Source organism: Ciceribacter sp. RN22 (assembly GCF_024054295.1).
In the GTDB taxonomy this organism is placed as follows: Bacteria; Pseudomonadota; Alphaproteobacteria; order Rhizobiales; family Rhizobiaceae; genus Allorhizobium; species Allorhizobium lividum.
Window position 1 is genome coordinate 2460252 of the sequence record NZ_JAMXLD010000001.1, and the last position, 23783, is coordinate 2484034.

Annotated in this window: 33 protein-coding genes and 1 tRNA gene; 9 read left to right on the top strand and 25 right to left on the bottom strand. The window is 62.8% G+C overall.

The window, feature by feature from the left end; translation table 11 throughout:
* Nucleotides 1-719: 719 nt before the first annotated feature.
* From NHF53_RS11960 to NHF53_RS11970, 3 genes are all read left to right on the top strand, one after another.
* Nucleotides 720-923 carry a hypothetical protein gene (locus NHF53_RS11960; protein ID WP_252834358.1) on the top strand — a complete coding sequence of 68 codons (204 nt, stop codon included), beginning with the start codon at nucleotides 720-722 and terminating at the stop codon, nucleotides 921-923.
* Nucleotides 924-1128: 205 nt separating this feature from the next.
* Nucleotides 1129-1479 carry a hypothetical protein gene (locus NHF53_RS11965; RefSeq protein ID WP_252834359.1) on the top strand — a complete coding sequence of 117 codons (351 nt, stop codon included), beginning with the start codon at nucleotides 1129-1131 and terminating at the stop codon, nucleotides 1477-1479.
* Between the two features lie 7 nt (nucleotides 1480-1486).
* Entirely contained in the window at nucleotides 1487-1732 is a 246-nt protein-coding gene (locus NHF53_RS11970) for a hypothetical protein (protein ID WP_252834360.1), read from the top strand.
* A 73-nt stretch (nucleotides 1733-1805) separates the two neighbouring features.
* On the opposite strand, the gene NHF53_RS11975 is transcribed toward NHF53_RS11970, so the two are convergent.
* From NHF53_RS11975 to NHF53_RS12030, 12 genes are all read right to left on the bottom strand, one after another.
* On the bottom strand, nucleotides 1806-2579 hold the full coding sequence (locus NHF53_RS11975; protein ID WP_252834361.1) for a hypothetical protein: 774 nt from the start codon (nucleotides 2577-2579) through the stop codon (nucleotides 1806-1808).
* Entirely contained in the window at nucleotides 2576-5215 is a 2640-nt protein-coding gene (locus tag NHF53_RS11980) for a phage tail length tape measure family protein (RefSeq protein ID WP_252834362.1), read from the bottom strand. Before NHF53_RS11980 ends, NHF53_RS11975 begins: the two co-directional genes overlap by 4 nt.
* A complete protein-coding gene (locus NHF53_RS11985) occupies nucleotides 5215-6279 on the bottom strand; it encodes a hypothetical protein (protein ID WP_252834363.1) in 1065 nt (354 codons plus the stop codon). Before NHF53_RS11985 ends, NHF53_RS11980 begins: the two co-directional genes overlap by 1 nt.
* Complete coding sequence (locus tag NHF53_RS11990; protein ID WP_252834364.1) at nucleotides 6280-7974, bottom strand: terminase large subunit; 1695 nt, start codon at nucleotides 7972-7974, stop codon at nucleotides 6280-6282.
* Nucleotides 7967-8389 carry a hypothetical protein gene (locus NHF53_RS11995; protein ID WP_252834365.1) on the bottom strand — a complete coding sequence of 141 codons (423 nt, stop codon included), beginning with the start codon at nucleotides 8387-8389 and terminating at the stop codon, nucleotides 7967-7969. The genes NHF53_RS11990 and NHF53_RS11995 overlap by 8 nt, the downstream gene beginning before the upstream one ends.
* Nucleotides 8390-8808: 419 nt before the next feature.
* The gene (locus NHF53_RS12000) at nucleotides 8809-9201 is read right to left on the bottom strand and encodes a hypothetical protein (protein WP_252834366.1); all 393 of its coding nucleotides are present in this window, start codon (nucleotides 9199-9201) and stop codon (nucleotides 8809-8811) included.
* Nucleotides 9198-9608, bottom strand: coding sequence for a hypothetical protein (locus NHF53_RS12005; RefSeq protein ID WP_252834367.1), 411 nt, complete (start codon nucleotides 9606-9608; stop codon nucleotides 9198-9200). Before NHF53_RS12005 ends, NHF53_RS12000 begins: the two co-directional genes overlap by 4 nt.
* A 5-nt stretch (nucleotides 9609-9613) precedes the next feature.
* On the bottom strand, nucleotides 9614-10222 hold the full coding sequence (locus NHF53_RS12010) for a hypothetical protein (protein WP_252834368.1): 609 nt from the start codon (nucleotides 10220-10222) through the stop codon (nucleotides 9614-9616).
* A complete protein-coding gene (locus NHF53_RS12015; RefSeq protein ID WP_252834369.1) occupies nucleotides 10222-10608 on the bottom strand; it encodes a hypothetical protein in 387 nt (128 codons plus the stop codon). Before NHF53_RS12015 ends, NHF53_RS12010 begins: the two co-directional genes overlap by 1 nt.
* Before the next feature lie 12 nt (nucleotides 10609-10620).
* Complete coding sequence (locus NHF53_RS12020) at nucleotides 10621-11763, bottom strand: phage major capsid protein (RefSeq protein ID WP_252834370.1); 1143 nt, start codon at nucleotides 11761-11763, stop codon at nucleotides 10621-10623.
* Nucleotides 11760-12311: an HK97 family phage prohead protease gene (locus NHF53_RS12025; RefSeq protein WP_252834371.1), complete on the bottom strand. Its 552-nt coding sequence runs from the start codon at nucleotides 12309-12311 to the stop codon at nucleotides 11760-11762. Before NHF53_RS12025 ends, NHF53_RS12020 begins: the two co-directional genes overlap by 4 nt.
* Nucleotides 12311-13543: a phage portal protein gene (locus NHF53_RS12030; RefSeq protein WP_252834372.1), complete on the bottom strand. Its 1233-nt coding sequence runs from the start codon at nucleotides 13541-13543 to the stop codon at nucleotides 12311-12313. Before NHF53_RS12030 ends, NHF53_RS12025 begins: the two co-directional genes overlap by 1 nt.
* A gap of 78 nt (nucleotides 13544-13621) precedes the next feature.
* Here NHF53_RS12030 and NHF53_RS12035 point away from each other — a divergent pair, with 78 nt between their 5' ends.
* A complete protein-coding gene (locus NHF53_RS12035; protein ID WP_252834373.1) occupies nucleotides 13622-13807 on the top strand; it encodes a hypothetical protein in 186 nt (61 codons plus the stop codon).
* A gap of 10 nt (nucleotides 13808-13817) precedes the next feature.
* On the opposite strand, the gene NHF53_RS12040 is transcribed toward NHF53_RS12035, so the two are convergent.
* The 7 genes from NHF53_RS12040 to NHF53_RS24290 all read right to left on the bottom strand — a co-directional run bounded on the left by NHF53_RS12040 (nucleotide 13818) and on the right by NHF53_RS24290 (nucleotide 16329).
* On the bottom strand, nucleotides 13818-14060 hold the full coding sequence (locus tag NHF53_RS12040; RefSeq protein WP_252834374.1) for a hypothetical protein: 243 nt from the start codon (nucleotides 14058-14060) through the stop codon (nucleotides 13818-13820).
* Complete coding sequence (locus NHF53_RS12045) at nucleotides 14057-14356, bottom strand: DUF6074 family protein (RefSeq protein WP_252834375.1); 300 nt, start codon at nucleotides 14354-14356, stop codon at nucleotides 14057-14059. Before NHF53_RS12045 ends, NHF53_RS12040 begins: the two co-directional genes overlap by 4 nt.
* The gene (locus tag NHF53_RS12050) at nucleotides 14340-14513 is read right to left on the bottom strand and encodes a hypothetical protein (RefSeq protein WP_252834376.1); all 174 of its coding nucleotides are present in this window, start codon (nucleotides 14511-14513) and stop codon (nucleotides 14340-14342) included. The genes NHF53_RS12045 and NHF53_RS12050 overlap by 17 nt, the downstream gene beginning before the upstream one ends.
* 554 nt (nucleotides 14514-15067) lie before the next feature.
* The gene (locus NHF53_RS12055) at nucleotides 15068-15610 is read right to left on the bottom strand and encodes a hypothetical protein (protein ID WP_252834377.1); all 543 of its coding nucleotides are present in this window, start codon (nucleotides 15608-15610) and stop codon (nucleotides 15068-15070) included.
* On the bottom strand, nucleotides 15607-15915 hold the full coding sequence (locus NHF53_RS12060) for a hypothetical protein (RefSeq protein ID WP_252834378.1): 309 nt from the start codon (nucleotides 15913-15915) through the stop codon (nucleotides 15607-15609). The genes NHF53_RS12055 and NHF53_RS12060 overlap by 4 nt, the downstream gene beginning before the upstream one ends.
* Nucleotides 15912-16157: an AlpA family transcriptional regulator gene (locus NHF53_RS12065; RefSeq protein ID WP_252834379.1), complete on the bottom strand. Its 246-nt coding sequence runs from the start codon at nucleotides 16155-16157 to the stop codon at nucleotides 15912-15914. Before NHF53_RS12065 ends, NHF53_RS12060 begins: the two co-directional genes overlap by 4 nt.
* A complete protein-coding gene (locus NHF53_RS24290) occupies nucleotides 16141-16329 on the bottom strand; it encodes an Arc family DNA-binding protein (RefSeq protein WP_374591094.1) in 189 nt (62 codons plus the stop codon). The genes NHF53_RS12065 and NHF53_RS24290 overlap by 17 nt, the downstream gene beginning before the upstream one ends.
* A 52-nt stretch (nucleotides 16330-16381) precedes the next feature.
* Here NHF53_RS24290 and NHF53_RS12070 point away from each other — a divergent pair, with 52 nt between their 5' ends.
* Complete coding sequence (locus NHF53_RS12070; protein ID WP_252834380.1) at nucleotides 16382-16876, top strand: Arc family DNA-binding protein; 495 nt, start codon at nucleotides 16382-16384, stop codon at nucleotides 16874-16876.
* Complete coding sequence (locus NHF53_RS12075) at nucleotides 16876-17964, top strand: site-specific integrase (RefSeq protein ID WP_252834381.1); 1089 nt, start codon at nucleotides 16876-16878, stop codon at nucleotides 17962-17964. Before NHF53_RS12070 ends, NHF53_RS12075 begins: the two co-directional genes overlap by 1 nt.
* Before the next feature lie 58 nt (nucleotides 17965-18022).
* On the opposite strand, the gene NHF53_RS12080 is transcribed toward NHF53_RS12075, so the two are convergent.
* Nucleotides 18023-18098: transfer RNA gene (locus NHF53_RS12080), tRNA-Ile, on the bottom strand.
* Nucleotides 18099-18248: 150 nt separating this feature from the next.
* Between NHF53_RS12080 and NHF53_RS12085 the strand changes: the two genes are divergently transcribed.
* The gene (locus tag NHF53_RS12085) at nucleotides 18249-18989 is read left to right on the top strand and encodes an SIMPL domain-containing protein (RefSeq protein ID WP_252834972.1); all 741 of its coding nucleotides are present in this window, start codon (nucleotides 18249-18251) and stop codon (nucleotides 18987-18989) included.
* An 82-nt stretch (nucleotides 18990-19071) separates the two neighbouring features.
* Here NHF53_RS12085 and NHF53_RS12090 read toward each other — a convergent pair whose 3' ends face one another.
* Together NHF53_RS12090 and NHF53_RS12095 are read right to left on the bottom strand one after the other, a co-directional pair.
* Nucleotides 19072-19467, bottom strand: coding sequence for a hypothetical protein (locus NHF53_RS12090; RefSeq protein WP_252834382.1), 396 nt, complete (start codon nucleotides 19465-19467; stop codon nucleotides 19072-19074).
* A gap of 134 nt (nucleotides 19468-19601) precedes the next feature.
* Nucleotides 19602-20021, bottom strand: a complete 420-nt coding sequence (locus NHF53_RS12095) for a secondary thiamine-phosphate synthase enzyme YjbQ (RefSeq protein ID WP_252834383.1) — start codon at nucleotides 20019-20021, stop codon at nucleotides 19602-19604.
* Between the two features lie 118 nt (nucleotides 20022-20139).
* On the opposite strand from NHF53_RS12095, the gene NHF53_RS12100 reads away from it, so the two are divergent.
* The gene (locus NHF53_RS12100) at nucleotides 20140-20607 is read left to right on the top strand and encodes a heme-degrading domain-containing protein (RefSeq protein ID WP_252834384.1); all 468 of its coding nucleotides are present in this window, start codon (nucleotides 20140-20142) and stop codon (nucleotides 20605-20607) included.
* A gap of 6 nt (nucleotides 20608-20613) precedes the next feature.
* Here NHF53_RS12100 and NHF53_RS12105 read toward each other — a convergent pair whose 3' ends face one another.
* Complete coding sequence (locus NHF53_RS12105) at nucleotides 20614-20991, bottom strand: nuclear transport factor 2 family protein (RefSeq protein WP_252834385.1); 378 nt, start codon at nucleotides 20989-20991, stop codon at nucleotides 20614-20616.
* A 77-nt stretch (nucleotides 20992-21068) separates the two neighbouring features.
* Nucleotides 21069-21959 (bottom strand): LysR family transcriptional regulator ArgP, encoded by an 891-nt coding sequence (locus NHF53_RS12110; RefSeq protein ID WP_252834386.1) that lies wholly within the window; start codon nucleotides 21957-21959, stop codon nucleotides 21069-21071.
* A gap of 92 nt (nucleotides 21960-22051) precedes the next feature.
* Here NHF53_RS12110 and NHF53_RS12115 point away from each other — a divergent pair, with 92 nt between their 5' ends.
* Nucleotides 22052-22657, top strand: a complete 606-nt coding sequence (locus NHF53_RS12115) for a LysE/ArgO family amino acid transporter (RefSeq protein ID WP_252834387.1) — start codon at nucleotides 22052-22054, stop codon at nucleotides 22655-22657.
* Between the two features lie 7 nt (nucleotides 22658-22664).
* Here the strand turns inward: NHF53_RS12115 and NHF53_RS12120 are convergent, their stop codons facing one another.
* Complete coding sequence (locus NHF53_RS12120; protein ID WP_252834388.1) at nucleotides 22665-23729, bottom strand: DUF930 domain-containing protein; 1065 nt, start codon at nucleotides 23727-23729, stop codon at nucleotides 22665-22667.
* Nucleotides 23730-23783 lie beyond the last annotated feature (54 nt).

Consider the following 23783-nt stretch of genomic DNA (forward strand, 5'->3'; position numbering starts at 1 on the left):
TTCGCCGTCACCGCCGCTAACGCGGGCGTGCCTTGGAGGCACACAGACAGGCGCCCTGGGAGCTTGAAAAAGCCCCCCGGCGAAAAGACGGCGGGGTGGAACGGGTCGGCGGAAATGCCGCTTCTCCATCTGCCGGCGAGGGTCAGGCCGGACGGTACCATCCGGCGGGATCTTCCCGGGCCACCGGCCAGGCGTCAGCGAAGGTCCGTCACCGGACGGATGAGCGCTCGATGCCGATCCGCGCCGGCCGATGTCGAGACTTCAAGTCTCGGCAGAGGCGCCGCCTTGCCAGAGAGACGCATGCAGCGGGAAAGAACGCCGAACGGGGCGCCGCAAGGAGCCACATACTCATACTCTGACAGGCCCCCTGCGGCGCCGCGTCCGAGACTGAAATGACCCGACCCGGAGGGAGCGATCCCGACCGGCGGCGAAGTTTTGGGATTTTTGACAATCTGGCGGAGCCACGGCTTGTGGCAAGCCCTTGCCGTGGTAGCGGGAGGTACACGGCCAGAGCGGAAATAACGACGGCAGAAAACAAAAGATGGTGGGCCCGGAGGGTCAAAATTTTCGCAACGATTCCAATGTGCTACCCGGACGGTTAGCCAGCACATTTCGCGATATGTTCCAACGCGACGGCTAACTGTAGAGCGCTTCGAGCGTCTTTCCCGGGAGCCCAGGGCTTGACGTTGCTGTACGCCACCTAGAACATCGAACGCGACATGACAGACCAACCTGATCATCCCAAAAGCAGCAAGCGCGTACGCGCCAGCGAGCGCGCGGTCTCTGCTGTTCTCCGCGCCATGGCGGCCAACGGGATTGCCGTCGGCAAGATCTGTGTCTCCGGTGGACAGGTCGAAATCATCCCGGCCGGCGTTGAGGAAGCGACCAAGCCGAAGAAGAGTGGAGGCCTCAAGGATTGGTGAGGTACGCGAATCCTACCTCCGCCGAACTGAAGCGCATGGCCGATGTCGCCAACTCGGAGAATGTCATCGTTGAACTCGAGCGCGATGGGAGGCACTCGTGCGTGATCATGTCATCGACGTCTATCGGCGGCCGACGATTGTCAGGCATTCCCGTACCGAAGATGATGCTCCTTGAAGCGCTGATTCGCTGAGAGCGGAGGAACGTATGGCCTTGGACAAAGATACTATTCAATCACTGGTGAGGGCCGGGATCGGATTTTATGTGAACGTGCGAGTGCCTGCAGGTGGAAGAGATATATTGCTCTCTCCTGATGACGTCGAAAAATACGTCGAGGACAAGGTTGGCGCGACCGCTTCTCTTTTCAGGGCAACCAGAGACGAGTATCTCGCTTGGGTCGAGAGCGACGGCAACGTCCAGTGCTCGGCGAGGACGGCATCCGGACACCGCTGCAGGAATTTCATCTCCGGGGGAGGCCAGATGGAAATGGATGAATGGAAGAAGGCGCAAGGAGGATACTGCGCCGTCCATGGCGGCATAGGTGGCCGAAAAGGATAGATCGCTGATGTCAGGACTTGTCGGTTCAAAGTTGGGGTTCAGCGACCGCGATGTTGAAGATATCAAGGCGGCTGCCGGTTATGTTCTCGCAAATTTCAACAAGGGTACTGGTACCGAGCTGATGGCAGAGGCCCATGCAAGGTGGCCGAAACTGCCCGAGCAGGCCTGGCCCCTCGTGATGATTGCGGTCGAGGTCGCGCTAGATTACCACGTCAATCAGCAGATTGCTGAGATCGAAAGCGAGCGGTTCTAAGCCGAGATTACTTTGAGTTTGCAAGGTCGCGATGCCTCCGGCGTGCCGTCAGGGGAGGCATCGCGACGGCACTCTACGCCGCCGGCCGGTTTGCCTGCCGCTCCAGTACTCGCCGCTGCTGTCGGGTCATGCCAGCAAGGTGCGCCGAGTGCCGCGGGTGGAACGGATCGATCTTCCTTCCAATCTCGTCATCCCACTGGCGAAGCGTTCGGGTCGTCACGCCTTTGCGGGAGATCACGGTGAGATCGACCTGCCCACCGATGATGAAGCCCTTTGGCCCTTTCGGGGTCGAAGGATGCGAGACAGGTGTCCGGCGCCACAGCTCAACGGCATCGGCGCCGCAGCGGGCCGGGAAATCCGGCCCGGCCTGCATCACCCACGATTTGACGATCTCGAAATTCTCCGGAGCAAGCGCCGGCGCGGCATCGAAGAACCAGCTGGGCGTATGGAGATGAAACCTCGGCACGTCAGAATAGCCGGCGAATTCCGTGGTGATGAAATACCGATGTTGCGCGCCGGTCGTCTCCGACCACATGGCGATGACGACTTCGCAATGTTGTGTCGGGTGCATCCGCCCGTCGATTTTCTCGCGGGCAGCGTCCAGCGTGGCCGGGATGGCCTTCAGGAAGTCGTCGACCGTGCCCTGCTCGGTTGCGACGGCGAAAAGCAAATCCCGGAAATTGTCGATCATCTCGAGCGAGCCCCGCCCCGTAATCGCGATCGGCAGCGTATCGTGCGCATGGACCTTGCAGCCGATCTTTTTCAGCGTGCCGTCCAGGTCGTAGGTTGCGCCGTCGGTGAGCATCCGGACGGCGTCCGGATATGCGATCGAAATGAACATGCTCATGCTGCATCCTCCAAAGCTTGGCCCATGGAGCCGAGACCTCTGCCGAAGCAGTCGAGGCCCTGGCCGGCCACGTTGATGTTGCTGGTCATACCACCAAGGGCATTGTTGAACTTGTCGGCGTATTGCTGCACCGACGTTCCGAGTTGATCGGTGATGTCGCCGCGGCCGACCGATCCCGGCCCGCCGAACCACGCCTGGGCCGCTCCGGTCGGGCCGTATTTCCCGACATACTGGCCGAACTTGCCGTTAAAGATGTGATCCTGAATGGAGCGGCTGGACAGGAATTCGTCCGTCGATACCGAGCGGCCAAGGATTTCCCGCGACCATGGGCCGATGTTGTTGCCCATGATCTGATACGCACCATAGGCCCGATCGCCGGTCTTTGTGATCGGACCGAGCGCACCATAGTTGCCGCTGCTCTCGATCGACTGGATTGCCTTGGCAAAGCCCGACAGATTGCCGCCGCCCGGAAACTGAAGGACGTTCGAATTGTTGTTGGCCGCGTTTCCACCGAGCAAGCCGCCAAGTCCGCCTGTCAGGCTACCGTTGATCATGACGGTGCCGGCAGTGACCGACATGGACGCGGCGGAGCTGATACCGCCGCGCGCAGCCGGGCTTGGCCCTCCCAGGAGCGCACCGAACACGCCGCCGATGCCGCCCACGCTCTCCAACGTCGGGAGCTGATCGCCGTAGATGGCATTTTTGAGCGGATTCGATATGCCGAGCTGCGTTATCGACTTCAGAATGTCCTGGCTGATGTTCTTCAGCACGTCCTTGATGTCGCTGAAGCCGTTCATCGCGGAACCGGTGATCTGGTCGATCGCATCCCGACCGATATCGCGGATTGATTCCCATGCCTTCACTTGCTCTCGCAACGCATCGTTGGCGCGGAGGATACCTGCCTCGTAGGAGTTGAGATCGACCGGCAGGCCAGCCCCGCGGAGCTGCGATGCAATGCGCTGTTCGGCTGGTGATCGCCCAAGCTGATCGCGATCGAACTGTGCATCGTCCTGCAGCTTCAGGCTGGCAGCCTTGCGGGCCGCCGCTTCATACGCGTCACCCAGGCGCTCAATCTCTTGACGCTGGTCAGGCGTAATCTTGCGGCCCTTGTCTTGGGCTTCCTGCAACATTTCGAGCTGGAAGCGCATGCGCTCTGCCGCAATGCCGGTCAGGCCCGACACTTGGATTTCCAGTTTCATCTGCTCAATGCGGTCCTGGGCGGTCTTGATGATGTCCCGATACGAGCGCTGGGTTGCCTCGTTCGTCTTCGTTTCGCCTGGCAGGCCTTCGAGTTCGATCCGCGGCCGGCCTGTTGGTATTGGAACGGCACCTTTCGGAATGAGATCCTCCGGCGAATAAAGGCGACCACCTTCGGAGAAGAGCCCGGGCAGTTGCCCGAGCTGCGGAAAGATGGAACCGGAACCTTCCTGCCGGAACCGGCCTGCGGCCTCGATGGCCGCCTGTATTTGTGGCGCGACTCGCCCGAACTCTTCAGCGAACCGCCGAACCGCCGGGGTGCCGGTCCGGTCCAGCGTTTCGGCCAATGCCCGTTGGGTCGAGGAAAGGTCACTCGTCGTTGCCGTTCCCGACATGATCTTTGACTGCAGCTCGACCACGGAATCGGTCATCAGCTTCAGAGCCGGCGCGGCATCCGCCCCATAGCCGGTCAATTCCCGCTGAGCCGCACCAAACGGCTTCCGCAAGCGACCCAGCGTGTCCTCGATGGGATTGTATTGCTCCCTCGCCAGCGCCTCACCCGCCTTCAGACGATCCGCCGCTTTTGCCGCACGTTCCAACTCGTCGGCATAGGCCTTCATCCGAGGCGTGGCATCGCCCCAGGCGTTTGCAACGCGGGCAACGAGTTCGGCCTGCTCCCGGAGGTCCGAACTCATACCGTCCGCCCCGTGGTCAGCCTTCGCGAAATACTGGATCAGTGCCGCCGTTCCGGCCGTCAGCCCTATGGTCACCAAGGATATCGGACTGACGAGGGAGCCAAAGGCGGCTGCAAGGCCGGCAATGGGTCGCTGCATCGAGCCAACCACGGAAGCGAGCTGCGTGCCCTGCTGAAGGCCAATCATCAACGGTGACATACCCATCGCGGACGTGACCGCAATGTCCTGAAACTGGTATGCGGCATTTGCCGCGTTGAAACCGCCCATGCCGTTCTGATTGGCGGCGGCGAGGCGTCGATTGGCAGAGGCCGCCCTTTCCGCGGCTAAGACTTGCGAGCTGAGCCGGGAATTGACGTTAGTAATGGCCGATGCGAGGCGCGTGTAGCCACGCTCGGCAAGTTCAGTGGCGTCGGCTTGGAAGCCGAACCGGCGCTGCATGCCGGCGTAGACCTGCTCAAGATGCTCAACGGACGCGGCATTCGTGTCCTGTGAGCGCGCGAGTCGCATAACCTCCCCGTTGAATTTCGCAGCGGATCCGTAACCGTCAATATAGGCGCGGCTCAGGCGCTCGATGACCGGCATAGCAGAAGAGACTTTGACCTTCTGCTCGTCGACGGCCGCGCCCACAGCCTTACTCGAATCCGCCCCTTTCCGATCGGCATCCACCTTCTGCTGCATGCCAGCCACATAGCGGCTGGAATCGAAGTCCGATGTGATGCGCAGCGTGCGCAGTTCAACGACCATTACTCGCTCCTTTCCGAAGCTGCCGGGTTTTGGGAGACATCACTGCAGCGGTAGCGGCTGTTAGAGGCACATTGCCGGGTGCAGAAGGTTTTCGGAGATGAGGGCTTAACCCTGAACATCGTCTTGCAGGCCGGGCACTGGCGCTCCGGCCGGCGCCGATCGAGGGAAGCGGTGGCAGCAGCCTGCGCCGACTGCGTTGCACACGATCTCGAACAGAACATGAGGCCGTGCTTCTTTCGATCATAGCAGGCGCCGCACCACTGACAGGATGCAGCCGGCGCCCTGAGAGCGGCGCTCCCTGCCGTGCGACCACATTCCGGGCTGCAATATTTGTAGGCGCTCCTTCGCGGCTGAAAGCTGGTTCCGCAATGCTCGCACTGCTTTGCGCTCAACACTCGTGCGGCGTCATAGTGGCATTGCTGAGAGCAAAAGCGCTGTTTCACTTGATTTGTGAACTTCGGCGTGAAGGCCTTGCCGCAATGCTCGCAATCCCGCTCAAGCTGCTCGATCCGGAGCTTCTTTTCGACCGCTATTCGGGCGAAATATTCAGCGCGGCTCACCCGTTCGCCAGAAAGCCTGGCGATCCGGTTGGTATGGACAACGCGGCAGAGATGCGAACAAAACTTCTTTTCGCTGCCGTTCTCCGAAGGTTCCATTTTCCGATGACAGTAGACGCAACGGGTCCGCTCGATCGGCGAATGGCCGTCTTGGGTATATTCAGGCTGCCCCTGCTGCCAGGATGGCCGCTCACCACCAGCCAGTGCCAGTGCAGTCGACAAGACGGAAGCTGCAGCAAGATCAGCGTCACTCCAGCACCAACCTTGCAGGCAAAGCGATGACCGGACGCCATGCCGGCAACCGGCCTCAAAGGCGAAGAGCGTCGGGCGTCCCTCGTGCAATATGCCGGCGACGAACTCGACTAGGCGCTTGAACGCACCAGAGCCTAGCTGCCGATGACGAGGAGCCGCACTGATCGATGAGCGCTCACGAATCTCGGTATTCTGTTCCCGGGCGGCAAGGAACTCACGGAGTTGGGCTTGGAATTCCGGCGTGATCTGAAGCATCTACCAGGCCCCCATGTCGACCGACCATTGGTCGGTTTCGTAGATCGAGTGCACGTCCGTCGACGCGCCGCCGATCGCCATGATCAACGCATCGATGCCGTCGATCTTCTGAGGCGAGTCCTTGTGTTCCTTCTTCGGAAGGATGGTGCCGTCCGTGCGCCTGTCGACCACGCAATTCGAAGCCATCCAGCTCAAGACGGGATTGCCGTCGTGGCGGAACTTGTTGATCTCGACAAGCGCTTCGAGGAGCTTGGACGGCTCCGAATAGGTTGCCGCCTTCTTGTGGATGACTTCGACGGGCATACCGTCACCGGAGAGGTTCGCCGCGATCTGCGCGGAGCCGTAGTGCTCGATCCGGATCTTCTCGACCTGATGCGCGCTGCAAAGCTCCCGGATCTCGTCCTCGATCGCATTGTGATCAATGAAATCGCCGGGCGTCGTCGTGATGAAATGCTCCGCCGCCCATACCCGATAGTGGGTTGTGGTGCGGTGTGCGCAGACATCGACAAGCAGCTCCGGCAGGAAGAAGCGCGAGAAGGCGTGATAAACGCCGTCCCGTTCGAATACGATCACGACGGCAGCAACGTCGTTTGTGTCCGCGAGGTCGACGCCGATCCATGCGGGATCGGCCTCGAAATCCTCGATCTTGAGCTTCCGATCGCCGCAGGCGTTCCATTGCTCCATCGGCAGCCATGCCGAATGCGCGTTCTGCCAGAGGTTAAGGCGCTTCGTCTTGAACTCGCCAGCGCTGGCGGGTGAGATTTTCGCCTGTTTGGCATAGGACCGCAGCTTGTCGATATCGACCGACACGCCAAGATTGGGGTTTGCCTTCCCCCAAACACGCTCATCGAAGGCGTCATCGCCCTCGTCCAGAGTGTAGATCGCGCCGAAATACGTATCGTCTTCCAGAACGCTTTCGAGGATCTTCACGACATAGGTGCGCTGCTCATAGCAAACGCCCTGGCTGTTGTAGCCGGCCGTCGTGATGTACCAGCCGAGCGGATTTCGTCGGGCGCCGGTGGCCGATCTGAGAACGTCGAAGAGTGACCGATCCTTGTGCGCGTGCAGCTCGTCGATGACGGTGAGGTGCGGATTGAGGCCGTCCTGAGACGAGCTTTTGGCATTGATAGGCTGGATCGAGCCATGGTTGCTGAGGCTCACCAGCGAGTTTGCCATGATGTTCAGGCCGAACGCCTCGCACAAATCGGGCGTCTGACCAGCCATTTTCGAGGCCACGTCGAAGACAATTCGGGCCTGCGCGCCGCTTGTCGCCGCCGTCTTCACCTGGGGGCCAACCTCGTTTTCACAGGTCAGACAGTAGAGCGCAACGCCGCTGGTGAGAGCCGACTTCGCGTTCTTGCGGGCAACCTCGATATAAGATTGTTCGAACCGCCGCCCGCCGTCGCTCTTCCGGCGCCAGCCGAAGACGTTAACCAGCACCCAAATCTGCCATGCCTCGAGCGTGATCGTCGGCGTTTTCCACCGCCCTTCAACGTGAGGCAGTTTCTCGATGAAGTCGCAGACGTTGCCGCCTTCCCATGCGTCGAAGCGATACGGCCAAGCAGGATCGGTAGCAGCCCGTGCGAGGTCATTGAGATGACGGCGGCATGCCAACTGGATAAGCCGGCCCGCGAGGACGCGGCCGGCAATTACGTCCTCGCAATACTGGCGGGCGATGCCGGCGTAGTCACGCATCGGCGCCCCCGTTGGGCCGCTGCATGTTGGTGGCGAACTTTCCGCCCCTGCCCGGCGTCTTGCTCGGCAGCACTTGGCTAGCAGGCGTGTCGTAAAACTCGGCAGCGTAGATCCGGAAGGAATTGACCTGGGCCACCGGAGGCGTGATGCCCTTCCGGTATTGCTCGATCAGCGATGCCTCGATCGCGCAGTATTGCGCGAGAGCGGATTCGCACCCGACGATCGCCTGTCCCCGCGCCCGGTAGATCGCGACCTTTTCAGCCCACAGCTTCGCTGCGCGTCCCTTCAACCATGAGGGCTTGATTGCCTCTCCTGGGATCGGAGCGACGGCCGGTTCGCGCCGGCGGCACGGTTGATCGGTGCCGGAAACGATCTTCAGCTCGGGCGGCTTGCCCTTCGGTCCCGACCGCGTCATTCGAAATTCTCCAAATTCTCAATGTGCATGGCCGAAAATTCGACCCCCGGACGGTCCACCCCCCGGAGGGCAAAGTCGTCGACCACCCGGGGGTCTCGACGGTCCCGATGGGCGTCCTTGGCGTTGCAGGACCGACACCCAGGCAACCAGTTCGACCGGTCCATCCTGAGGTCAGGACGGCGGGCAATGCTCTCCCGATGGCGCACCAGCACCGCTGGCTTGCCGCATGGGCAGGTCGGATGCAGCTTGAGGAAGGCAACGGCGGCGCGTTGGAACTCGCTATCATAGCCACGCTGGCGGGCAGAGGGCCTGTAACGATCGGCTTTGGCCTTGCGTGCCTTAGAGCATGCGCAAGCACCGCTGCCTCTAATGGTGCCACCGCAGGATGAACAGACGCGAGGGGGACGGCTTGTCATGGTTCACCCCGTCGCCGTCAGTTCGATGCGAATGAATTGGCCGGAGTCGTAGATCGGCGCAGGGCGCTCGATCGCGCGCTCACGGCCGCGAAGCACCACCTTGTCCGACGTGGTTGGTATCCACGCTTCTGCCGGCTGTATCAGACTGCCAGTGGTGGCAGGGACGCGGCCACCGGGCCATTGTGCGCGGAGGATATGGGTAGGGCTGAGGATGACGAAGAACGTCTGTTGAGTGACGTTGCCTACGAGCTGTTCGATAGTGAGCGCCCGCACGATCGCAGGCACCTCGCACTCCACGCTGATGATCTTGCTGCCCGCCGTGGAGCGGCGGCGCAGAACGACCATCTCGCCCCGCTGCTCAAGCCGTCTATCCAGTTGGGCAAGCAGTCTGCTCATCGGGCGTTCACCTTCACACCAAAGATCGTGGTGGCATAGGTTCCGACGCTGACGAGACGAACGCGCAGCGCGGAGCCGAGGATGCCGTTCAGGCAGGTGTTATCGGCCATGGCGCCGTCGCTCGTGGTCACGGCGTCGGTGATGGGGGTAAGGCCTGACAGGTTGATGACCTTGATGCTGCTGCCCGTCGTGAAGGCAAAGCAGGCGATATCGATCCAGCTATCGCCTCGATCGAGTGTCGTTTGTACATAGGCCTTCAGGCTGCTGCCGCCGCTTCCCCAGGACAGCTTTGCTTCGATCGTCGCTGCAACCATGCCCTCAAGGTCTTGGATCGGCGTGAGGGCAACATTGTTGATCGCCGTCGTGATGGGCTGATCGCAGAGGGAATAATCGCCGGGATTGAGCATGGCCGTCATCCAATCGAGAGGTTGCGGTACGGGGCAAGCAGGCTCTCGACTTCCGGGGGAAGCTGAGAAACGGTGCCTGGGAAATAATCGGTGCTGCCGGCGTCATCGACGGTTTCGCTCCGGATCAAGGGATCGCGGTTCCGCGAGAACCAATGCGCCTTAATGAGGGTGAGAGCGGCGCGCTCGATATCGGCAGGCAACGTTCTGCCGGGCTGGCCGGGCAAGACATATCCGGCCTGGTACTCGACTTCGATTCGGCCACCGGGCCACCATCCCATGCGAGAGCCGTCTTTCCAGAAGCACAGCAAGCCGCCTTCCCCTGGCTGCGCAACAATCGGATCGGCAGGGCTGCCATTCAGCGACACTGACGTGACACTAAGGACAGGCCACCGGGAAACGACGAGGGTATGAGCTGGAACGATGCGGGTGATGACTTCGCGAACGGTCTCAACGGCGAACACGCGGTCGCACCACGCCTCGATCGCGGAGCTCGCCTGATCGATCAGCATCGATAGGTAGGCATCATCACCACCGCCCGTGATCTTCAGCTCGAGCTTGACGGCTGACGTCGTGGTCAGTTTTCGGTTCGAGCTAGGGGCGGTGACGATAAGCATCAGGCCACCGGCCGTTCCGCTGCGCTGCCTTTGACCAGCACTGCGCCAGCAGCGATCGAGGTGCCGCTGTTCTGGGTGATGACCAATCTGACGTAGCGCTTGAAGCCGCGATAGCCGACTTTGACCACGCTGTTGGCGGCAAGCGATGCCGGCAACGCACCATGCAGGAGGCCGGCGTCAACGTCGGTGAAGTCACCACTGGTTGTGGTGTCCGATTCCTGGACCTTGGCGGTGAAATCACCGGCGCCGACAATCGCGCCGGTGTTGACGACGAAGGCCGCGCTGCCGTAGCCGAGAAGGTCAAGGGCGGCGCCCATCGTCGTCGCTGCAAGAACGTCCGGGGCGATCGCCTGCACGGCCGCGATGTTGTGAGCAATGTCGCGCATGGGAAATCCTCCTTAAGCCGCAGCGATCTTGAGCTTGCGGAGCGCTTCGGTCAGAACCGGCCCACCGCCCACACGACGGCGCGCATGGAAGCGGATCAGCCCCTTTATCGCTTGAGTGAAGGGATCGCGCATGATCGACATGCCAACCCGGTCGTAAACCCGGTAGGCTTTCGAAAAATCACCGAAGAGGATGGGGAAAGCACCCGCGCTAACATCAGGCATGGTTGGATCTTCGAGAACCGGACGGCCGAGCAGCGTCGACGGCGCGCCGGCCTGAACAGACGGCTGCCACAGGTAGTGGCCATCGCCCGTCTTCAGCTTGCGGACAAAGCCAAGCGTCGTCCCGTTCATGAGCCAGGAGCCGGTATTGCGATAGGTTGCCGGCAGCTCGTACATGAGAGTAATCAGGCCGTCGCCCGTGATCGTGGTGGCGTCGCCGGAGAGGACTTCGGCGATACCGGAAGTTCGCAGAAGACCGAGCGGCTTTTTCACTCCGTCGCCGTTGGAGAAGGCCTCCCCCTCCTTCCCGGCGAATTCCTGGGAGAGCTCGGCGGCAACCTCGCTTTCGACGTTGATTGCAGAGTCCTCGAGGAGCTTCACGGACACGTCGATGTAACAGGCCAATTCGTGAACCGGGATTTCGAGTTGGCCGTAGGTCTGGGTGGTTTCGCCACGGTCCTCGGTCTCCCCGACCCAGGAAGCGGTAGGGCGTCCGGTGAGCCTGGGAAGGATGACGGAACCGCTCGCCGTCGAACCCACCCGAACGGCCTGGCGGATGGGCGAAATCTCGACGATGCCCTTGATGACTTCGGCCTGGAATTCGGCGGGTGCGAGGTAACCGCCCTTGGTGTCATCGCCGACGACCAGAGCGCGAACTTCCTCGGCTTCCATCGGTTCGCGGCCCATGCGGAGGAAGTTCGTGAAGGCCCGGCGTTCAAGGGAGATTTCGGCCGGCAGAGTGCCGCCGCCGAAGCCCGGCCGGTTCATGCGGGTTTCGAGGTCCGTCACCTTGCCGCGCAACTCGCCGATGGTGGCTTCGGCGCTGGTGCGATACTCGGTGAAGATGGTCGTCAGTTCCTGAACCGAGCGCGTGGCGAGCTCCAGCGGATCGTCGTCGGGCTCGGCACGGGTTTCGAGAAGTGCGAAGTTTTTCATTTTAGTTTCCCTTGTGTGACGAGAGCGCACTTGGCCTGTCGGCAGGCTTCGACGAAGGCCGCTGCGCTCTCGGAAGAGCGGCCGTTGCTGCGAACTGAGGTGATGCGGGCGCCCCCAGCGCTGGGAATGCCGACGATGGAGATTTCCGCGAGGCTGATTTCGGAGAGATAGCGAACGCCGGCCCGACGCCTTTCGCCGCCGGCCGGCACGCGAAAGCCGATCGACAAGCCGGTTACGGCGCCGGCCTTCATCCGCTCGTAGGTGTCTTTCCCGCTGGTGACCGCGGTCAGGAGACGTCCGCGAACGAACAGGCCTTTGTCGTCTTCCCGAACCTCCTCCCAGACACCGACGATTTCGACGGGGTCGTGGCTCCATAACATCACTGGCCTGGTGCCCGCTGTGCGGTGCGCCGCCAGCGTCTTCACGAAAGCGCCTCGCTCGACGATCTCGTTATGAGCATTGCGCTCGCCCCAGACGACGGCATAGCCAGCGAATTCGGCGGTATCGGCGCTGGGCTCAAAGCGGAAGGCAATGTCGAGGCAATCCATCAGCTCGGCTCCTTTGGCTGGTTGTCGTCGAGCGGCGGGCCACCGTTGTGCCCCTGGCCCGGCGTGGTCGGGTTGATGTGCGGATTCTGGTAAGCGTCGCCGCCATCGTAGCGAGCAAGATCGAGCCATCCACGGGCTTCGTTCGGGTTGAGAACTTTGGCGCTGATCAGGCTGCTGATCGCCGTCGCCCGGGCTGTGAGATCGGCCCGGGTCAGATCATCTCGATCGAGAAGGATGCGGTACCGCATGCGCTCCTCTCTGGTGAAGAGCGCACGGGAGAATGAGGTTTCAATGATGCGGAGCCACGGTTCCAATGTGTATGTCAGGAACTCTCTGCCCATCTGCTCCGAGTTCGACCAGGTCGCGCGATCCAACTCGAAGAGCATCGAGGGCGGCACGCGGAAGATGCGAGCGATTTCGAGGATCTGGAATTTCCTCAGTTCCAGGAACTGCGCGTCCGTCGACTTGAACGTCATCGCATTGAAGACGCCGCCGCTGAAAAGCGCCGCCGTCTTGCCGCTGTTGTCGGAGCCCTCGTGTGCAGCTCGCCATGATTCCATCATGCGCTTGATGGCTTGGGGACTTATGCTCGCCTTGTCGGGGAACTGGATCACACCGGATGGCCTGGCGCCTTTCCGGAATAGGTTGCCGGCATGACGCTCCATTTCGCGCGCGACGCCGATCGCCTCCGCCGCCAAGGTGACGGGCGACTTGTCGAAAGGACCGCGGACGTGAAGGATCTCGCCTGCCGGCCGAACAGTTCCTTCGATGCGATAGGCAGGCTCTCCGGTCCTCGAATCGTACTGAACCGAGATCGTCGATTCCTGATACCGGACGATCTCGCGAACCTCATCTCCGATCCTGTTGACGAAGGCCATGCCGCCATAATCTCGAATGAGCGCCGCAGCTACGAGATCCCGGATCAACTCATGGCCCGCGGTCCATGGATTCACGTCGCCGCGGAGCAGGATGCCGATCGGATGGTTCACGGCTTCCGTTTCGGTACCGTCTTCGGCGCGTTCCATGATCCGCACCGGCAGGCATGCGGCGGCCTCGGAGATGACGCGGACGGCAGATGCGACGGCTGGCACTCGAAGGGCGGAAGCGCCGGAGACGGCCACCGCGCCGGCACCGGCGCCCGACCACAGAGCTTCGAGCACGCCGTCTTCATCGGCGACGTTCGCATCGCGCGTCTCAAGTTTCTCGGACCTGGAGAACGGCCACAGCTTCATGCATCAGTTTATGGCTGATGTCGCCTTCTTCATGATAACGGTTTGAGCGGGGAATTCATGGTTTCAGAGGGTTTTACGATGATGGAAGCAAGGACAGCGGCCGACGACATTGATCGCGTCGTCCATTGGGAGCTTGGATACTGCGCAGCGGCAATTGACCGCGGCGATCTGGAACGCGCCATATCCGAGCTGCGCCAGGCCGAAAAGAAGCTGAAGAATATCGCCCATCGGGTCCGTCGCTTGCAGGACCAACTTTCCCGGTGACGGTGCCACCTCAACGGTTTCTCAGGTAGGCGATCAGGTCATCCTCGAACGCATAGTAACGCCCACCAATTTCCTTAACTGGCGAGTCCTTCTGACCTGCCAGCGTGTCCCGCACAAAGTCGGCGCCGACGCCGATGCGACGGCCGATCGCCGGAAGTGTCCAAATGATACGCGATGAGTTACCTGACGCGGGATCCGGCGCGCGCTGCTGTGTACCGGCATCTGGTTTGCGACCGTTGAGGGCATTGGTCATGGCAGGATTCCGAGCCTATCCATTACTTCGAGACGCTCAACCTCACGTTCCACCGCCAAGATGAACGGGATGCGTTGTGACAGGACCTCACGCTGCGGGACACCTGCGTCGAGCAGCATCTTTTCCATCTGCTCAACCGCACGGCGCAGAAGGAAATCCTGCCTATTGGGGTGCTCGCGAGCATCATAGATCGTCCTGGCAATCTGCCGGTGACGGCCAATACGGCGCTCCTGAGGGAAGGCAATCACGGCGCAGGTGCGATCGGCCCAGGCGAATAGGTCACTCGAACCAGTCATTGTTGCCTCCGTCGATGGAGGAGCCGGGCGCTTCGCGCGCCCGGCACTCGTCTTCCATGGTGAGATAATGATCGGCGTCACGATCGAGGTGCCAATCAGGATCGAGATCCGAAAGGAAGTCTCTTTCGCTCCTACTATCTCTATTTAAAGAATCCATACCTATCCCCCCTCCGCCGTAAGGCGGAGGGGTAGGTTCTTTAAGAGGAGGTTCTATAGGCGGATTCGCGCCCCTATCGGGGGCGGATTCGCGCCTGTAATTATGGGCGGATTTCCGCCTGTTTTTCGGCCATATTAGGAGGTACGAAGTTGCCCGCCGATCGGGCTCAACCGCCCGTGTATTACGTCGGATGAAGTCGAACTCCTCCATCTTCCGAAGCGCCTCCTTCACGGCCGTGAGGCTGACCTGTCGGTTAGCGGCGATCGTCTCTTGCTTGGGGAAGATCCCGGAGGAGTCCGGGCCTGCGCACTCGTGAGCGAAATAGTACGCGATCCGGTAGGCCGTAGGTGGCAGGCCAGGGGTTGCCATAACCAAATCCAGCCATCGAAACCGCGAGGCGGAACGGATATTCACTCGCTCCTCCTCTCCTAAGTTCGGCGCTTCGCTCATGACGATTTTCAACTTGTTCCGGCATTTTCCGCGATTTTTCCGCGCTAATTCCGCAAGATTTCCGCGCCGGCTATGACAGCCGGCGCGCGAGGCGTAGCGCGAGGTCAAGGACGCACCTCCCCGTCGACTTCGGCCGCCTGGGCGCCATCGGCCGTGAACGGGTAGATCGCGGCGTCGACGAAGCAGTCGCGGAAATATTCCGCGCGCCGACGGGCATCGGCCGCCAGAAACAGGAGATTCTCGACCGTCTCCGGATTAAGGCGATAGGTAACCTCGTCGCCGTCATCCCAACGGCACCGGTCGAGCGCCAGACCGACGTAGTCGTCCAGAACTGTGACCGCCCGTGCGAGGTCGTGCACGTCATCCTCCAGGTCTCGCAAGTTCTCCGCAACCTCGCGAAAGTCGGCGAGACCTGGTCGAGACGAGCCCTGGAATTCGTTCATGGGGATGACGAGAGTCGGCGACGCGATGGCGCGGAGGACGACACCCTTTTCATGTCCTGCCGGGTAAATCTGCAAGAACACCTGCCCCTTCTGGTCGTCGACGAGCAGCTCCGCCAACTCGTCTGCCAGCCTTTTCAACCGGCGCGCGACCGGCTCTCCAGTTGCGGGATCCTGCTTAAGCGTGATATTTCTGTGTTCGTTCATGCTGAAATCCTCTCTGGAGATTTGGTGGAACCACCGCTCGGGACCGTTGCCGCGGTTGCCGAGCGTTTTCTTTTCTGCGGGCGAGCACCGCCCGCGATGATCTCAATAGGCGGCAGTTCCCCTGCCCCCTCCTGCACCGATCGATGAGCTGGTCGCATCTTCACAACTGCCGCGGCGTCATCGAGCTTGCGCCGGAACTCCATGGCCTCGTCGCGGCGCTCGGCCGGAAGCGTGAGGTAGTGGCTCCACGCTGCTTCGAGCAGCCGGCAGACGACTTTTTCGGAAATGGTGAGGTCGGCGGTCATGACTGCCTCCTCGCAAAAAGTTGGTCGATGCGGTTCACGCCGTCGTCCGGCAGATCACTGAAGGCGGCATCAAGAGCGACACGGTCCCAGACCGTGCGACCATCGATCCGCTTGGGCTTGGGCATCCGACGGGCTGCGACGAGCTCGTCGAACTTTGTTGTGCCGACGCCGACATAGCGGGCGGCTTCCTCGCGGCAGAGGCCGCGAGGCGCATAGGCGATGCCGTCATGCCCGCGTGCCATTGGGCTCCCCTTCCGTCGTACTGGCGACTGCCTTTTCGAGGCAGACGAGGATTTCGGAGTTCAGCGAACGGCGGTTGGCCGTTGCACGACTTTTCAGCTTTTCTCGAAGAGTGGCAGGGAGACGAAGCTGATATTGCTCCACTGTTTCGGTGGTTAGAGATCTTGCGTTCATACGTTAACCTCTCAATCATACTAAGCAGATATGATCTATCAAGCAGATATGATTGACTGTCAACCGTTTTGTGTATCTGCTTGATATGAGTAACGTGGGAATTTGCGGCATGGGCGTGAACAAAACAGCGACGGATCAATTTCAGCTCCGCCTACCTCCCGGCCTTCGGGATCGCATCAAGACGTATGCTGAAGCCCACGGCCGCTCGATGAACACCGAGATCGTGCGCGTGCTTGAGCGGGAGTTTCCAGAGCCCTGGGGTCTGGAGAGTCGTGTCACGCAATTGCTGGGTTTGACGCAAATCCTTGGGGATGCGTCGGCCGACGAAGCCGTGACGCACCTCAAGGAGGCGATCTACGAGACTGTGAAGGGCATCGCCACTGGTCGAGTGCAGGACGTCGACGATGAAACACGCGAGAAGATCCGCGAACGCCTGATGTATTGGGAGGCCGAAGAGGCGAAGGACGATCACAACCGGCAGACTGCCGATATGGACGATTCCGAACTCGACACGCTTCACAAGCATGGCTCTACGGAAAAATTCTGATGGAAGACGAGCGCCGCCCGTATCTCTCGAGCTTCCAGGATCGCCACGGCCGCACGCGTTGGCGCTATAGGCGGTCGGGAAAGACGATCTCGATCTCCGGCCAGCCCGGAGAACCGGATTTTGAAGAGGCCTATCTGGCGGCCATAGAAGGCCGTCCAGCGCGAAAGGCTTCTGTGGTGGCGCATCCCGGCGCCACGGTGCCGAAGTCGTTCCGTGATGCCTGGAAGCGTGCTCTACGCACGCCCGAGTGGATCAAGCACGACGACGCGACGAAGGCGAAGAACATTCGGCTTGCGGAAGAGTTCTTGAACCTGCCCGTTGTTGCCGACGATCCGGCGCTCTGGGGTGATATGCTGGTCGAGGATCTGAAGCGCCGGCACATCAAGGACATCCTTGCCCGCTTCTCGGAAACGCCGCATAAGGCCAAACACTTGCTGGTGGCGATCCGGAAGATGCTCCATGTTGCCCTCGACGAGGAATGGATCGAGATCGATCCGACCTACAAGCTTTCCTATCGGCCCGAATACAAGGGTTGGCGCGCCTGGACGGAAGCGGAGCGCGAGGCGTTCGAAGCCCGGTGGGCGATCGGCACGACGCCACGGACCTGCTACGCGCTTGCCTTGTGGATGGGGAACCGCCGCTCTGACGTGGCGAAAGTCACCTGGGATATGTTCGACTTCAAGAGGAGCGTCGTCACCATTGAGCAGACGAAGGGCGGCAAGCGCCTCGTGTTGCCGATCACGCCCATGCTGAGGGATGCGCTTGAGCCGCTGCCCCGCCAAGGCGATACTGTCCTCTTGACCGCCTACGGCAAGCCTTTCTCCGAAAAGTCGCTCACCGGCCGCATGGCTGACTGGACGCACAGCGCCGGCATGCCGAAGGGATGCACGATGCACGGTCTTCGGAAGTCCCTCGGCAAGCTTCTGGCCGAAGGTGGCGCGAGTACGAGACAGCTCATGGACACCCTCGGGCACGACGACATTGAGCATGCCGAACTCTACAGCCGCGAAGCATCGCAAGTGATTCTGGCGAGGGACGCCATGAGCAAGGTTACTCGCCTCGTGCAGAGCAAAAAGAAGCGTGGCTAACCATCTGGCTAACCCTGCTGGCTAACCGATATGTAATTCGTTGATTTTAAAGAAATTTTGGTGGGCCCGGAGGGACTCGAACCCCCAACCAAGCGGTTATGAGCCGCCGGCTCTGACCATTGAGCTACAGGCCCGGCGCCAGGCGCCGCCGGCGGCAATGGTCCCCGCCGGCTAGGTCCCGCTCTAACGCAATTCGGTGGAGGCGACAAGCCATTGCCGCAATGGCTACACAATCACCCGCCATCACGCTATGCGAAGGGACCGATTAACCAGAGGACTAGATGATGACGAGCCGTATCCTGCCTTCCCTCGCATTCGTGGCACTCGCCTGCGCCACCACGCTTTCCCCCGCCGCCGCTTTCGCCGAAGAGGAAAAGCTGCGCGAAGCCACCATCATCGTCTCCGGCGAAGGCGTAGCGAAGCTGGCGCCCGACCTCGCGATCCTCTCGCTCAGCGTTCTGCGCGAGGCGCCGACCGCCGCCGAAGCGCTCGCCGCCAACACCGAGGCGATGGGCAAGGTCATTGCCGAACTGAAGGCCGGCGGCATCGAGGCGCGCGACCTGCAGACCAGCGATTTCTCGGTCATGCCGCGCTACCGCGACCGCAACGACGACGAACAGATCCGCGAGCCGGAAATCATCGGCTATGCGGTCACCAACGGGCTGACGGTCAGGGTGCGCGATCTCGGCAAGCTCGGCGCGATCATCGACCAGTCGGTGCGGCTCGGCGTCAACCAGGGCGGCAGCATCGTCTTCACCAACGACAAGCCCGACGCCGCGATCAGCGAGGCCCGCAGGGCCGCTGCGGCCGAGGCGATCGCCAAGGCGAAGACGCTCGCCGAAGCCGCCGGCGTGACGCTCGGCCGCGTGGTGGAGATCAGCGAGAACTTCGCCCGTCCGATGCCGCAGCCGGTGTTCCGCGCCGCCATGGAGAAGGACATGATGGCCGGAGCACCGGCTCCGATCGAGGCCGGCGAGAACAGCTACAGCGTGACGGTCAACATCACCTACGCGATCAAGCAGTAGGTGTGAAAATGCGAACGGCCGCTCCTGCCCGGACCTGACCCGAGGCAGAAGCGGCCGGCGCCCCCCAGCGGTGTGGGCGCAATCAGTAGCCGATGATCGGGCAGCCACGCACGTTGGCGAAGACCATCCGGTCGTAGTCGCCATGACGGTAGCCGGCGACGACCACCTTGCGCGGCGTCACGCGCTGGACGCGGGCATGGCGAAGGCCGTTCCAGCGGGCCTTCTCGACCGCGCGGCCGGGATTGCAGGGCCGGTACTGGCGACGCTCGTAGCGGTCATGGTGCTCGTAACGGTCATGGCGCTCGTAACGGCCGTAGGGATCTTCCCATCCGCGGCGCTCGCCGGGATAGTAGCCGGGTTCGCCGATATAGATGCCGACGCCGAAGTCCGAACCTGCCGCAGCCGAGCCGGCCGTCGCAGAAACCGCACCGAGGGCGATCAGGGCCGCAAGGCCTGCCTTTGCGAGAATGTTGTGCATGTCTTCCTCCTTGGTCTGTGGCGTGGAACCCTTGGGTTCCGTTTGCCTGTCGATTGGGAAGACGATAGCGGCGCGGGGCTGAACGCTGTCAGAACCCGCCGTTCACTTGCCGTTCATCGGCCGAAAGTGGCGAATCACGGGGAAAGGTGCAGCACGACGGAACGCCGGTGCGGCCGGTCGCGGTGCTCGAAGAGATAGATGCCCTGCCAGGTGCCGAGGAGCAGCCGGCCGTCGTTGACCGGCACGGAGAGCGAGACCGGCGTCAGCGCCGCCTTGATATGCGCCGGCATGTCGTCCGGTCCTTCGCTGTTGTGGGTGATCCAGCGCATCGACGGATCGTCGGCGGATGGCACCAGCCGGCGCAGGAAGCGGGTGAGGTCGTCCTGCACGGAAGGATCGGCGTTTTCCTGGATCAGCAGCGAGCAGGAGGTGTGGCGGACGAAGAGCGTCAGCAGACCCTCGCCACTATAGCCGGAGACGAAGCGTCGCACCTCGCCGGTGAATTCGTAGAGGCCCTGCCCCGAGGTCGCGATGGTGAGAATGGTCTGCGGCACGTTCACCTCCGTCGTCGGCCCGTTCTCGCCCCTGCCGTCGGGGCGGATGCATTTGACATTCGATGCCGCGCCGCCGCAAGGTCCACGGCGACCGTCACGTCCAGCAGAGGAGCACGCCATGAGCACGGACACCAGCCTGATCGACGAACTCGAGGCGCAGGAAAAGGCGCTGGTCTTTTCGGCCTTTGACGAGACGGTGGCCTACGAGGTCGGCGAGCGGCTGGTCCAGGCGGCAAGGCGGGATGGGGCGCCGGTGGTCATCGACATCCGCACGCCGGACCGCACGCTCTTCCATGCCGCGCTCCCCGGCTCCTCGCCCGACAACGACCACTGGGCGCGGCGCAAGAGCAACGTGACGCTGAGACTCCACAAGTCTTCGATGCGCGTCGGCGAAAGCTACCGCCTCAAGGGCCGCACGCTCGGTCCCGACCACGGCTTCGATCCGCTCGATTACGCCTGCCACGGCGGCAGCTTCCCGGTCCGCGTCACCGGTACCGGCGTCGTCGCCGCCATCACCGTCTCCGGGCTTGCCTCGGAGGAAGACCACGCGATGATCGTCAACGTCCTCGAAGACTATCTGTCGTAAACCGGCTCAAAGCGGCGTCGCGCAGAAGAGGCTGATTCTCTGGAACGGCCCGTCGTCGCGTTCGAAGACGACGACCGCCGGCAGAGAAACCCGTCCCTCTTCCGGCTCGTCCTCGCCGGGCTCTGCCTTCACCATGGCGGAAAGCGTCACCTCGGCCGCACCGCGGAGATCCGCCTCGCCGGTCATCACCACGATGTCGGAAAAGCGGATGTCGCGGCCGAGGATGAAGGCCGCGAGCGTGTTGCGGATCGACTCGGCGCCGATCACCCGGCTGCCGTCCGGCATGTCGAGCGCGGCTTCGTCGTCGATCAGCCCCATCAGGGCCTCGAAATCGCGACGGTTGATCGCCGCGAGGCTCGCATCGATCTGGCTCTTGAGGCGCATCTTTCTTCTCCCCCGCTTCTCCACCCATTCCGAGGAGGTAGCGCGCGGCAGCCGCCGCGGCAAGGGGCAGCCGGCGCTCATGTTTCCGGCAGCAGCAGGACGGCGCCGGAGGCCTCCATCACTGCCGCGGTGATGCCGCGGATCGCCGGCTGCACCGACCGGCTCCAGTGCCAGTAGAGCGGCACGTCGTAAGGCGCATCCTCGACGAGCGGCACCAGCCTGCCTTCGGCGATCAGGTCCTTGACCAGCGCCTCCGGGTTCATGCCCCAGCCGACGCCGGCGAGCGTCGCGTCGACGAAGGCCTCGGACGAGGGGAGCCAGTGGGTCGGCGTCGCAACCGCCTCGCCGAACACCTTTCCGATCCAGCGCGCCTGCAGCATGTCCTTGGCGTTGAAGGTGAGGCAGGGCGCAGCGGCGAGCGCCTCGGGCGTCACGCCATCCGAAAACCAGCGCCGGGCGAAGGCCGGGCTCGCGGTCGCGATGTAGCGGAGCGCCCCGAGCGGGCGGCTGTCGCAGCCCTGCACGGCGCCGCTGTCGCCGCTCACCGCCGCCCGAACCTCGCCGCGCCGCAGCCACTCGGCGCTGTGGTCCTGGTCGTCGAGCACGAGGTCGAACAGGCAGTCGTCGACCGCCGCCATGGCCGAGACGAACCAGGTCGCCAGGCTGTCGGCATTGACAGCGATGCGGATGCTCGGACGTTCGGCGGGGATCGCGCTGACGCCGATCTCCTCGCGCAGACTGTTTTCGAGCAGCGCCACCTCCTCCACGTGGCAGAAGAGTTTCTGGCCGGCGGGCGTCGCCGTGCAGGGCTGGCCGCGGACGACGAGCACGAGGCCGAGACGCTCCTCGAGGAGCTTTATCCGCTGCGACACCGCCGAAGGCGTCAGGCCGAGAAGGCGCGCGGCCTTCTCGAAGCTCCCTGCGCGGAGAACGGTGGCGAGCGCATCCAGCAGCGCGTAGTCCATCATCGGTAAATTTCTCTTATCCTAGCCGCGGAAATTTAATTTTTCTAATCCGTCGCCGAGGCGTAGTCAAAGACCATTCTTGACGGAGAGGTCCGATGACGACAGCAGCGATTTCCGGTTTCTTCCTCGGCCTCAGCCTGATCGTCGCGATCGGTGCCCAGAACGCCTTCGTGCTCCGTCAGGGGCTGAGGCGCGAGCACGTCTTCTCAATCTGCCTCACCTGTGCGGCCTCCGATGCCGTGCTGATAGCGACCGGTGTCTCCGGCTTTCGTGCCACGACCGGCGCCCTGCCCTGGCTGGAGCCGGCGCTGCGCTTCGGCGGCGTTGCCTTTCTCGCCTTCTACGGCCTGAAAAGCCTGCGCGCGGCGGTCGCCGGCAACGCCGCCCTCGACCCCTCGGAGGTCGGGGCACAAAGCCTTGCGGCGGCGCTCGCGACCTGCCTCGCACTCACCTGGCTCAATCCGCACGTCTATCTCGACACCGTCGTGCTGCTCGGTTCGATCTCGACGCAGTATCCCGGCCGGGAGACCGCCTTCGGGATCGGCGCGGCGGCCGGCTCCTTCCTGTTCTTCTTCTCGCTCGGATACGGCGCGCGCCTCTTGCGTCCCCTCTTCGCCCGGCCCGCAGCCTGGCGCCTGCTGGACGGCGTGATCGCACTCGTCATGTGGACGATCGCCGGCCGCCTCGCGCTGGTCGGCTGAGCGGACCTCAGAAGACCGGAAAGCCCCGGTTCTTCCACTCGCTCCTCGGGATTTCCTTGCCGACCGCGAAGGCGAAGGAGCGCACGCTCATCGCGTCCGCGTCGAGCTCGCAGCGGAAGCGCAACTCGTACCAGCGGGCGCTCGCCCGGAAGGCGGCGTTGCGGACGTCGAGCACCGTCCCGGTCTTCAGCGCGAAGGACGGCAGGAGCTCCGGCCGGTAGGGCGGCGAGGCACGGCGGAGCTGCTCGCGGAGCTCCGTCACGCAGAGCTCGGCGGCGCGCTCGTCCCGCGGCATGTCGCCCATCGCCGTCTTCGCGACCGGGTTGTCGGTGATCGCGGTGGAAAAGAGCCTCTTCACTTCGGGAAGGTCGTTCGGCGCATCCGCCTTCGCGGGCGCATCCGGCTTCGGCTCGGCCTCCGGCGGGCTTTCCGGCGCGGTCTCCTCGAGCGCGGCGATCGTTTCCGCGGCGAGATCGCCGGCGCCGGGCTTGGCCGTCTCGTCCATCATGTCGGCCTTCGGGAGGTCGATCGCAGGCTGCGGCTTCGCACCGGCCGCAGGCTCCTTCTTCTCCGCCGTCTCGGCCGGAGGCTTGGGCTCCACCTGCGGCTTCTCCTCGGGAGGCTTTGCCGCCGGCTCCTCCGCGGCATTGCCGTCGAGCGCCTTGCGGGGGCCGCTGTCCTTCTCGCCGAAGGCGAAGACCGGACGCAGCACCGGGATCGGCACGCGGCCTCCCGGCGGCTGTCCCTCCGCTGCGGCAGGGGGCGGCTCCGCCTTCTTTTCCTCCTGCTTCGGCGGTGGCGGCGGAGGCGGCTCTTCCTTTTTCTCCTCTTTCGGAGGTGGTGGAGGCTCTTCCTTTTTCTCTTCCTTCGGAGACGGCGGCGGCTCCGGCTTCTTCTCCTCCGGCGGCGGCACGATCTCGACGCTGACGCTCTCCTCCTTCTGCGGCGCGGGCATCTCGAAGGGCAGCTCGAAGAAGAGAACGGCAGCGAAGACGAGATGCAGCGCGACGGAGGCCGGTATGCCCCATCGGAGAGTGCTGCTGCTGCGCGGTCTCGGCGTCTCGTCGTTCATGCAGAGCATGTAAGTCGGAAAGGAGACGGGATAAAGTCCGCAACGGTCACGGGT

What these genes read in the sequence shown, in the direction of transcription:
- NHF53_RS12035 (WP_252834373.1), top strand. Translation starts at nt 13,622, where the DNA reads ATGATGGAAGCAAGGACAGCGGCCGACGACATTGATCGCGTCGTCCAT.
- NHF53_RS12075 (WP_252834381.1), top strand. Translation starts at nt 16,876, where the DNA reads ATGGAAGACGAGCGCCGCCCGTATCTCTCGAGCTTCCAGGATCGCCAC.
- NHF53_RS11960 (WP_252834358.1), top strand. Translation starts at nt 720, where the DNA reads ATGACAGACCAACCTGATCATCCCAAAAGCAGCAAGCGCGTACGCGCC.
- NHF53_RS12030 (WP_252834372.1), bottom strand. Translation starts at nt 13,543, where the DNA reads ATGAAGCTGTGGCCGTTCTCCAGGTCCGAGAAACTTGAGACGCGCGAT.
- NHF53_RS12060 (WP_252834378.1), bottom strand. Translation starts at nt 15,915, where the DNA reads ATGACCGCCGACCTCACCATTTCCGAAAAAGTCGTCTGCCGGCTGCTC.
- NHF53_RS12050 (WP_252834376.1), bottom strand. Translation starts at nt 14,513, where the DNA reads ATGGATTCTTTAAATAGAGATAGTAGGAGCGAAAGAGACTTCCTTTCG.
- NHF53_RS12110 (WP_252834386.1), bottom strand. Translation starts at nt 21,959, where the DNA reads ATGATGGACTACGCGCTGCTGGATGCGCTCGCCACCGTTCTCCGCGCA.
- NHF53_RS12040 (WP_252834374.1), bottom strand. Translation starts at nt 14,060, where the DNA reads ATGACCAATGCCCTCAACGGTCGCAAACCAGATGCCGGTACACAGCAG.
- NHF53_RS12090 (WP_252834382.1), bottom strand. Translation starts at nt 19,467, where the DNA reads ATGCACAACATTCTCGCAAAGGCAGGCCTTGCGGCCCTGATCGCCCTC.
- NHF53_RS11995 (WP_252834365.1), bottom strand. Translation starts at nt 8,389, where the DNA reads ATGACGCGGTCGGGACCGAAGGGCAAGCCGCCCGAGCTGAAGATCGTT.
- NHF53_RS12010 (WP_252834368.1), bottom strand. Translation starts at nt 10,222, where the DNA reads ATGCTTATCGTCACCGCCCCTAGCTCGAACCGAAAACTGACCACGACG.
- NHF53_RS24290 (WP_374591094.1), bottom strand. Translation starts at nt 16,329, where the DNA reads ATGAACGCAAGATCTCTAACCACCGAAACAGTGGAGCAATATCAGCTT.
- NHF53_RS12045 (WP_252834375.1), bottom strand. Translation starts at nt 14,356, where the DNA reads ATGACTGGTTCGAGTGACCTATTCGCCTGGGCCGATCGCACCTGCGCC.
- NHF53_RS12085 (WP_252834972.1), top strand. Translation starts at nt 18,249, where the DNA reads ATGACGAGCCGTATCCTGCCTTCCCTCGCATTCGTGGCACTCGCCTGC.
- NHF53_RS11965 (WP_252834359.1), top strand. Translation starts at nt 1,129, where the DNA reads ATGGCCTTGGACAAAGATACTATTCAATCACTGGTGAGGGCCGGGATC.
- NHF53_RS12025 (WP_252834371.1), bottom strand. Translation starts at nt 12,311, where the DNA reads ATGGATTGCCTCGACATTGCCTTCCGCTTTGAGCCCAGCGCCGATACC.
- NHF53_RS12005 (WP_252834367.1), bottom strand. Translation starts at nt 9,608, where the DNA reads ATGCTCAATCCCGGCGATTATTCCCTCTGCGATCAGCCCATCACGACG.
- NHF53_RS11970 (WP_252834360.1), top strand. Translation starts at nt 1,487, where the DNA reads ATGTCAGGACTTGTCGGTTCAAAGTTGGGGTTCAGCGACCGCGATGTT.
- NHF53_RS11990 (WP_252834364.1), bottom strand. Translation starts at nt 7,974, where the DNA reads ATGCGTGACTACGCCGGCATCGCCCGCCAGTATTGCGAGGACGTAATT.
- NHF53_RS12055 (WP_252834377.1), bottom strand. Translation starts at nt 15,610, where the DNA reads ATGAACGAACACAGAAATATCACGCTTAAGCAGGATCCCGCAACTGGA.
- NHF53_RS11985 (WP_252834363.1), bottom strand. Translation starts at nt 6,279, where the DNA reads ATGCTTCAGATCACGCCGGAATTCCAAGCCCAACTCCGTGAGTTCCTT.
- NHF53_RS11975 (WP_252834361.1), bottom strand. Translation starts at nt 2,579, where the DNA reads ATGAGCATGTTCATTTCGATCGCATATCCGGACGCCGTCCGGATGCTC.
- NHF53_RS12105 (WP_252834385.1), bottom strand. Translation starts at nt 20,991, where the DNA reads ATGCGCCTCAAGAGCCAGATCGATGCGAGCCTCGCGGCGATCAACCGT.
- NHF53_RS12115 (WP_252834387.1), top strand. Translation starts at nt 22,052, where the DNA reads ATGACGACAGCAGCGATTTCCGGTTTCTTCCTCGGCCTCAGCCTGATC.
- NHF53_RS12120 (WP_252834388.1), bottom strand. Translation starts at nt 23,729, where the DNA reads ATGAACGACGAGACGCCGAGACCGCGCAGCAGCAGCACTCTCCGATGG.
- NHF53_RS12000 (WP_252834366.1), bottom strand. Translation starts at nt 9,201, where the DNA reads ATGAGCAGACTGCTTGCCCAACTGGATAGACGGCTTGAGCAGCGGGGC.
- NHF53_RS12015 (WP_252834369.1), bottom strand. Translation starts at nt 10,608, where the DNA reads ATGCGCGACATTGCTCACAACATCGCGGCCGTGCAGGCGATCGCCCCG.
- NHF53_RS11980 (WP_252834362.1), bottom strand. Translation starts at nt 5,215, where the DNA reads ATGGTCGTTGAACTGCGCACGCTGCGCATCACATCGGACTTCGATTCC.
- NHF53_RS12020 (WP_252834370.1), bottom strand. Translation starts at nt 11,763, where the DNA reads ATGAAAAACTTCGCACTTCTCGAAACCCGTGCCGAGCCCGACGACGAT.
- NHF53_RS12065 (WP_252834379.1), bottom strand. Translation starts at nt 16,157, where the DNA reads ATGGCACGCGGGCATGACGGCATCGCCTATGCGCCTCGCGGCCTCTGC.
- NHF53_RS12100 (WP_252834384.1), top strand. Translation starts at nt 20,140, where the DNA reads ATGAGCACGGACACCAGCCTGATCGACGAACTCGAGGCGCAGGAAAAG.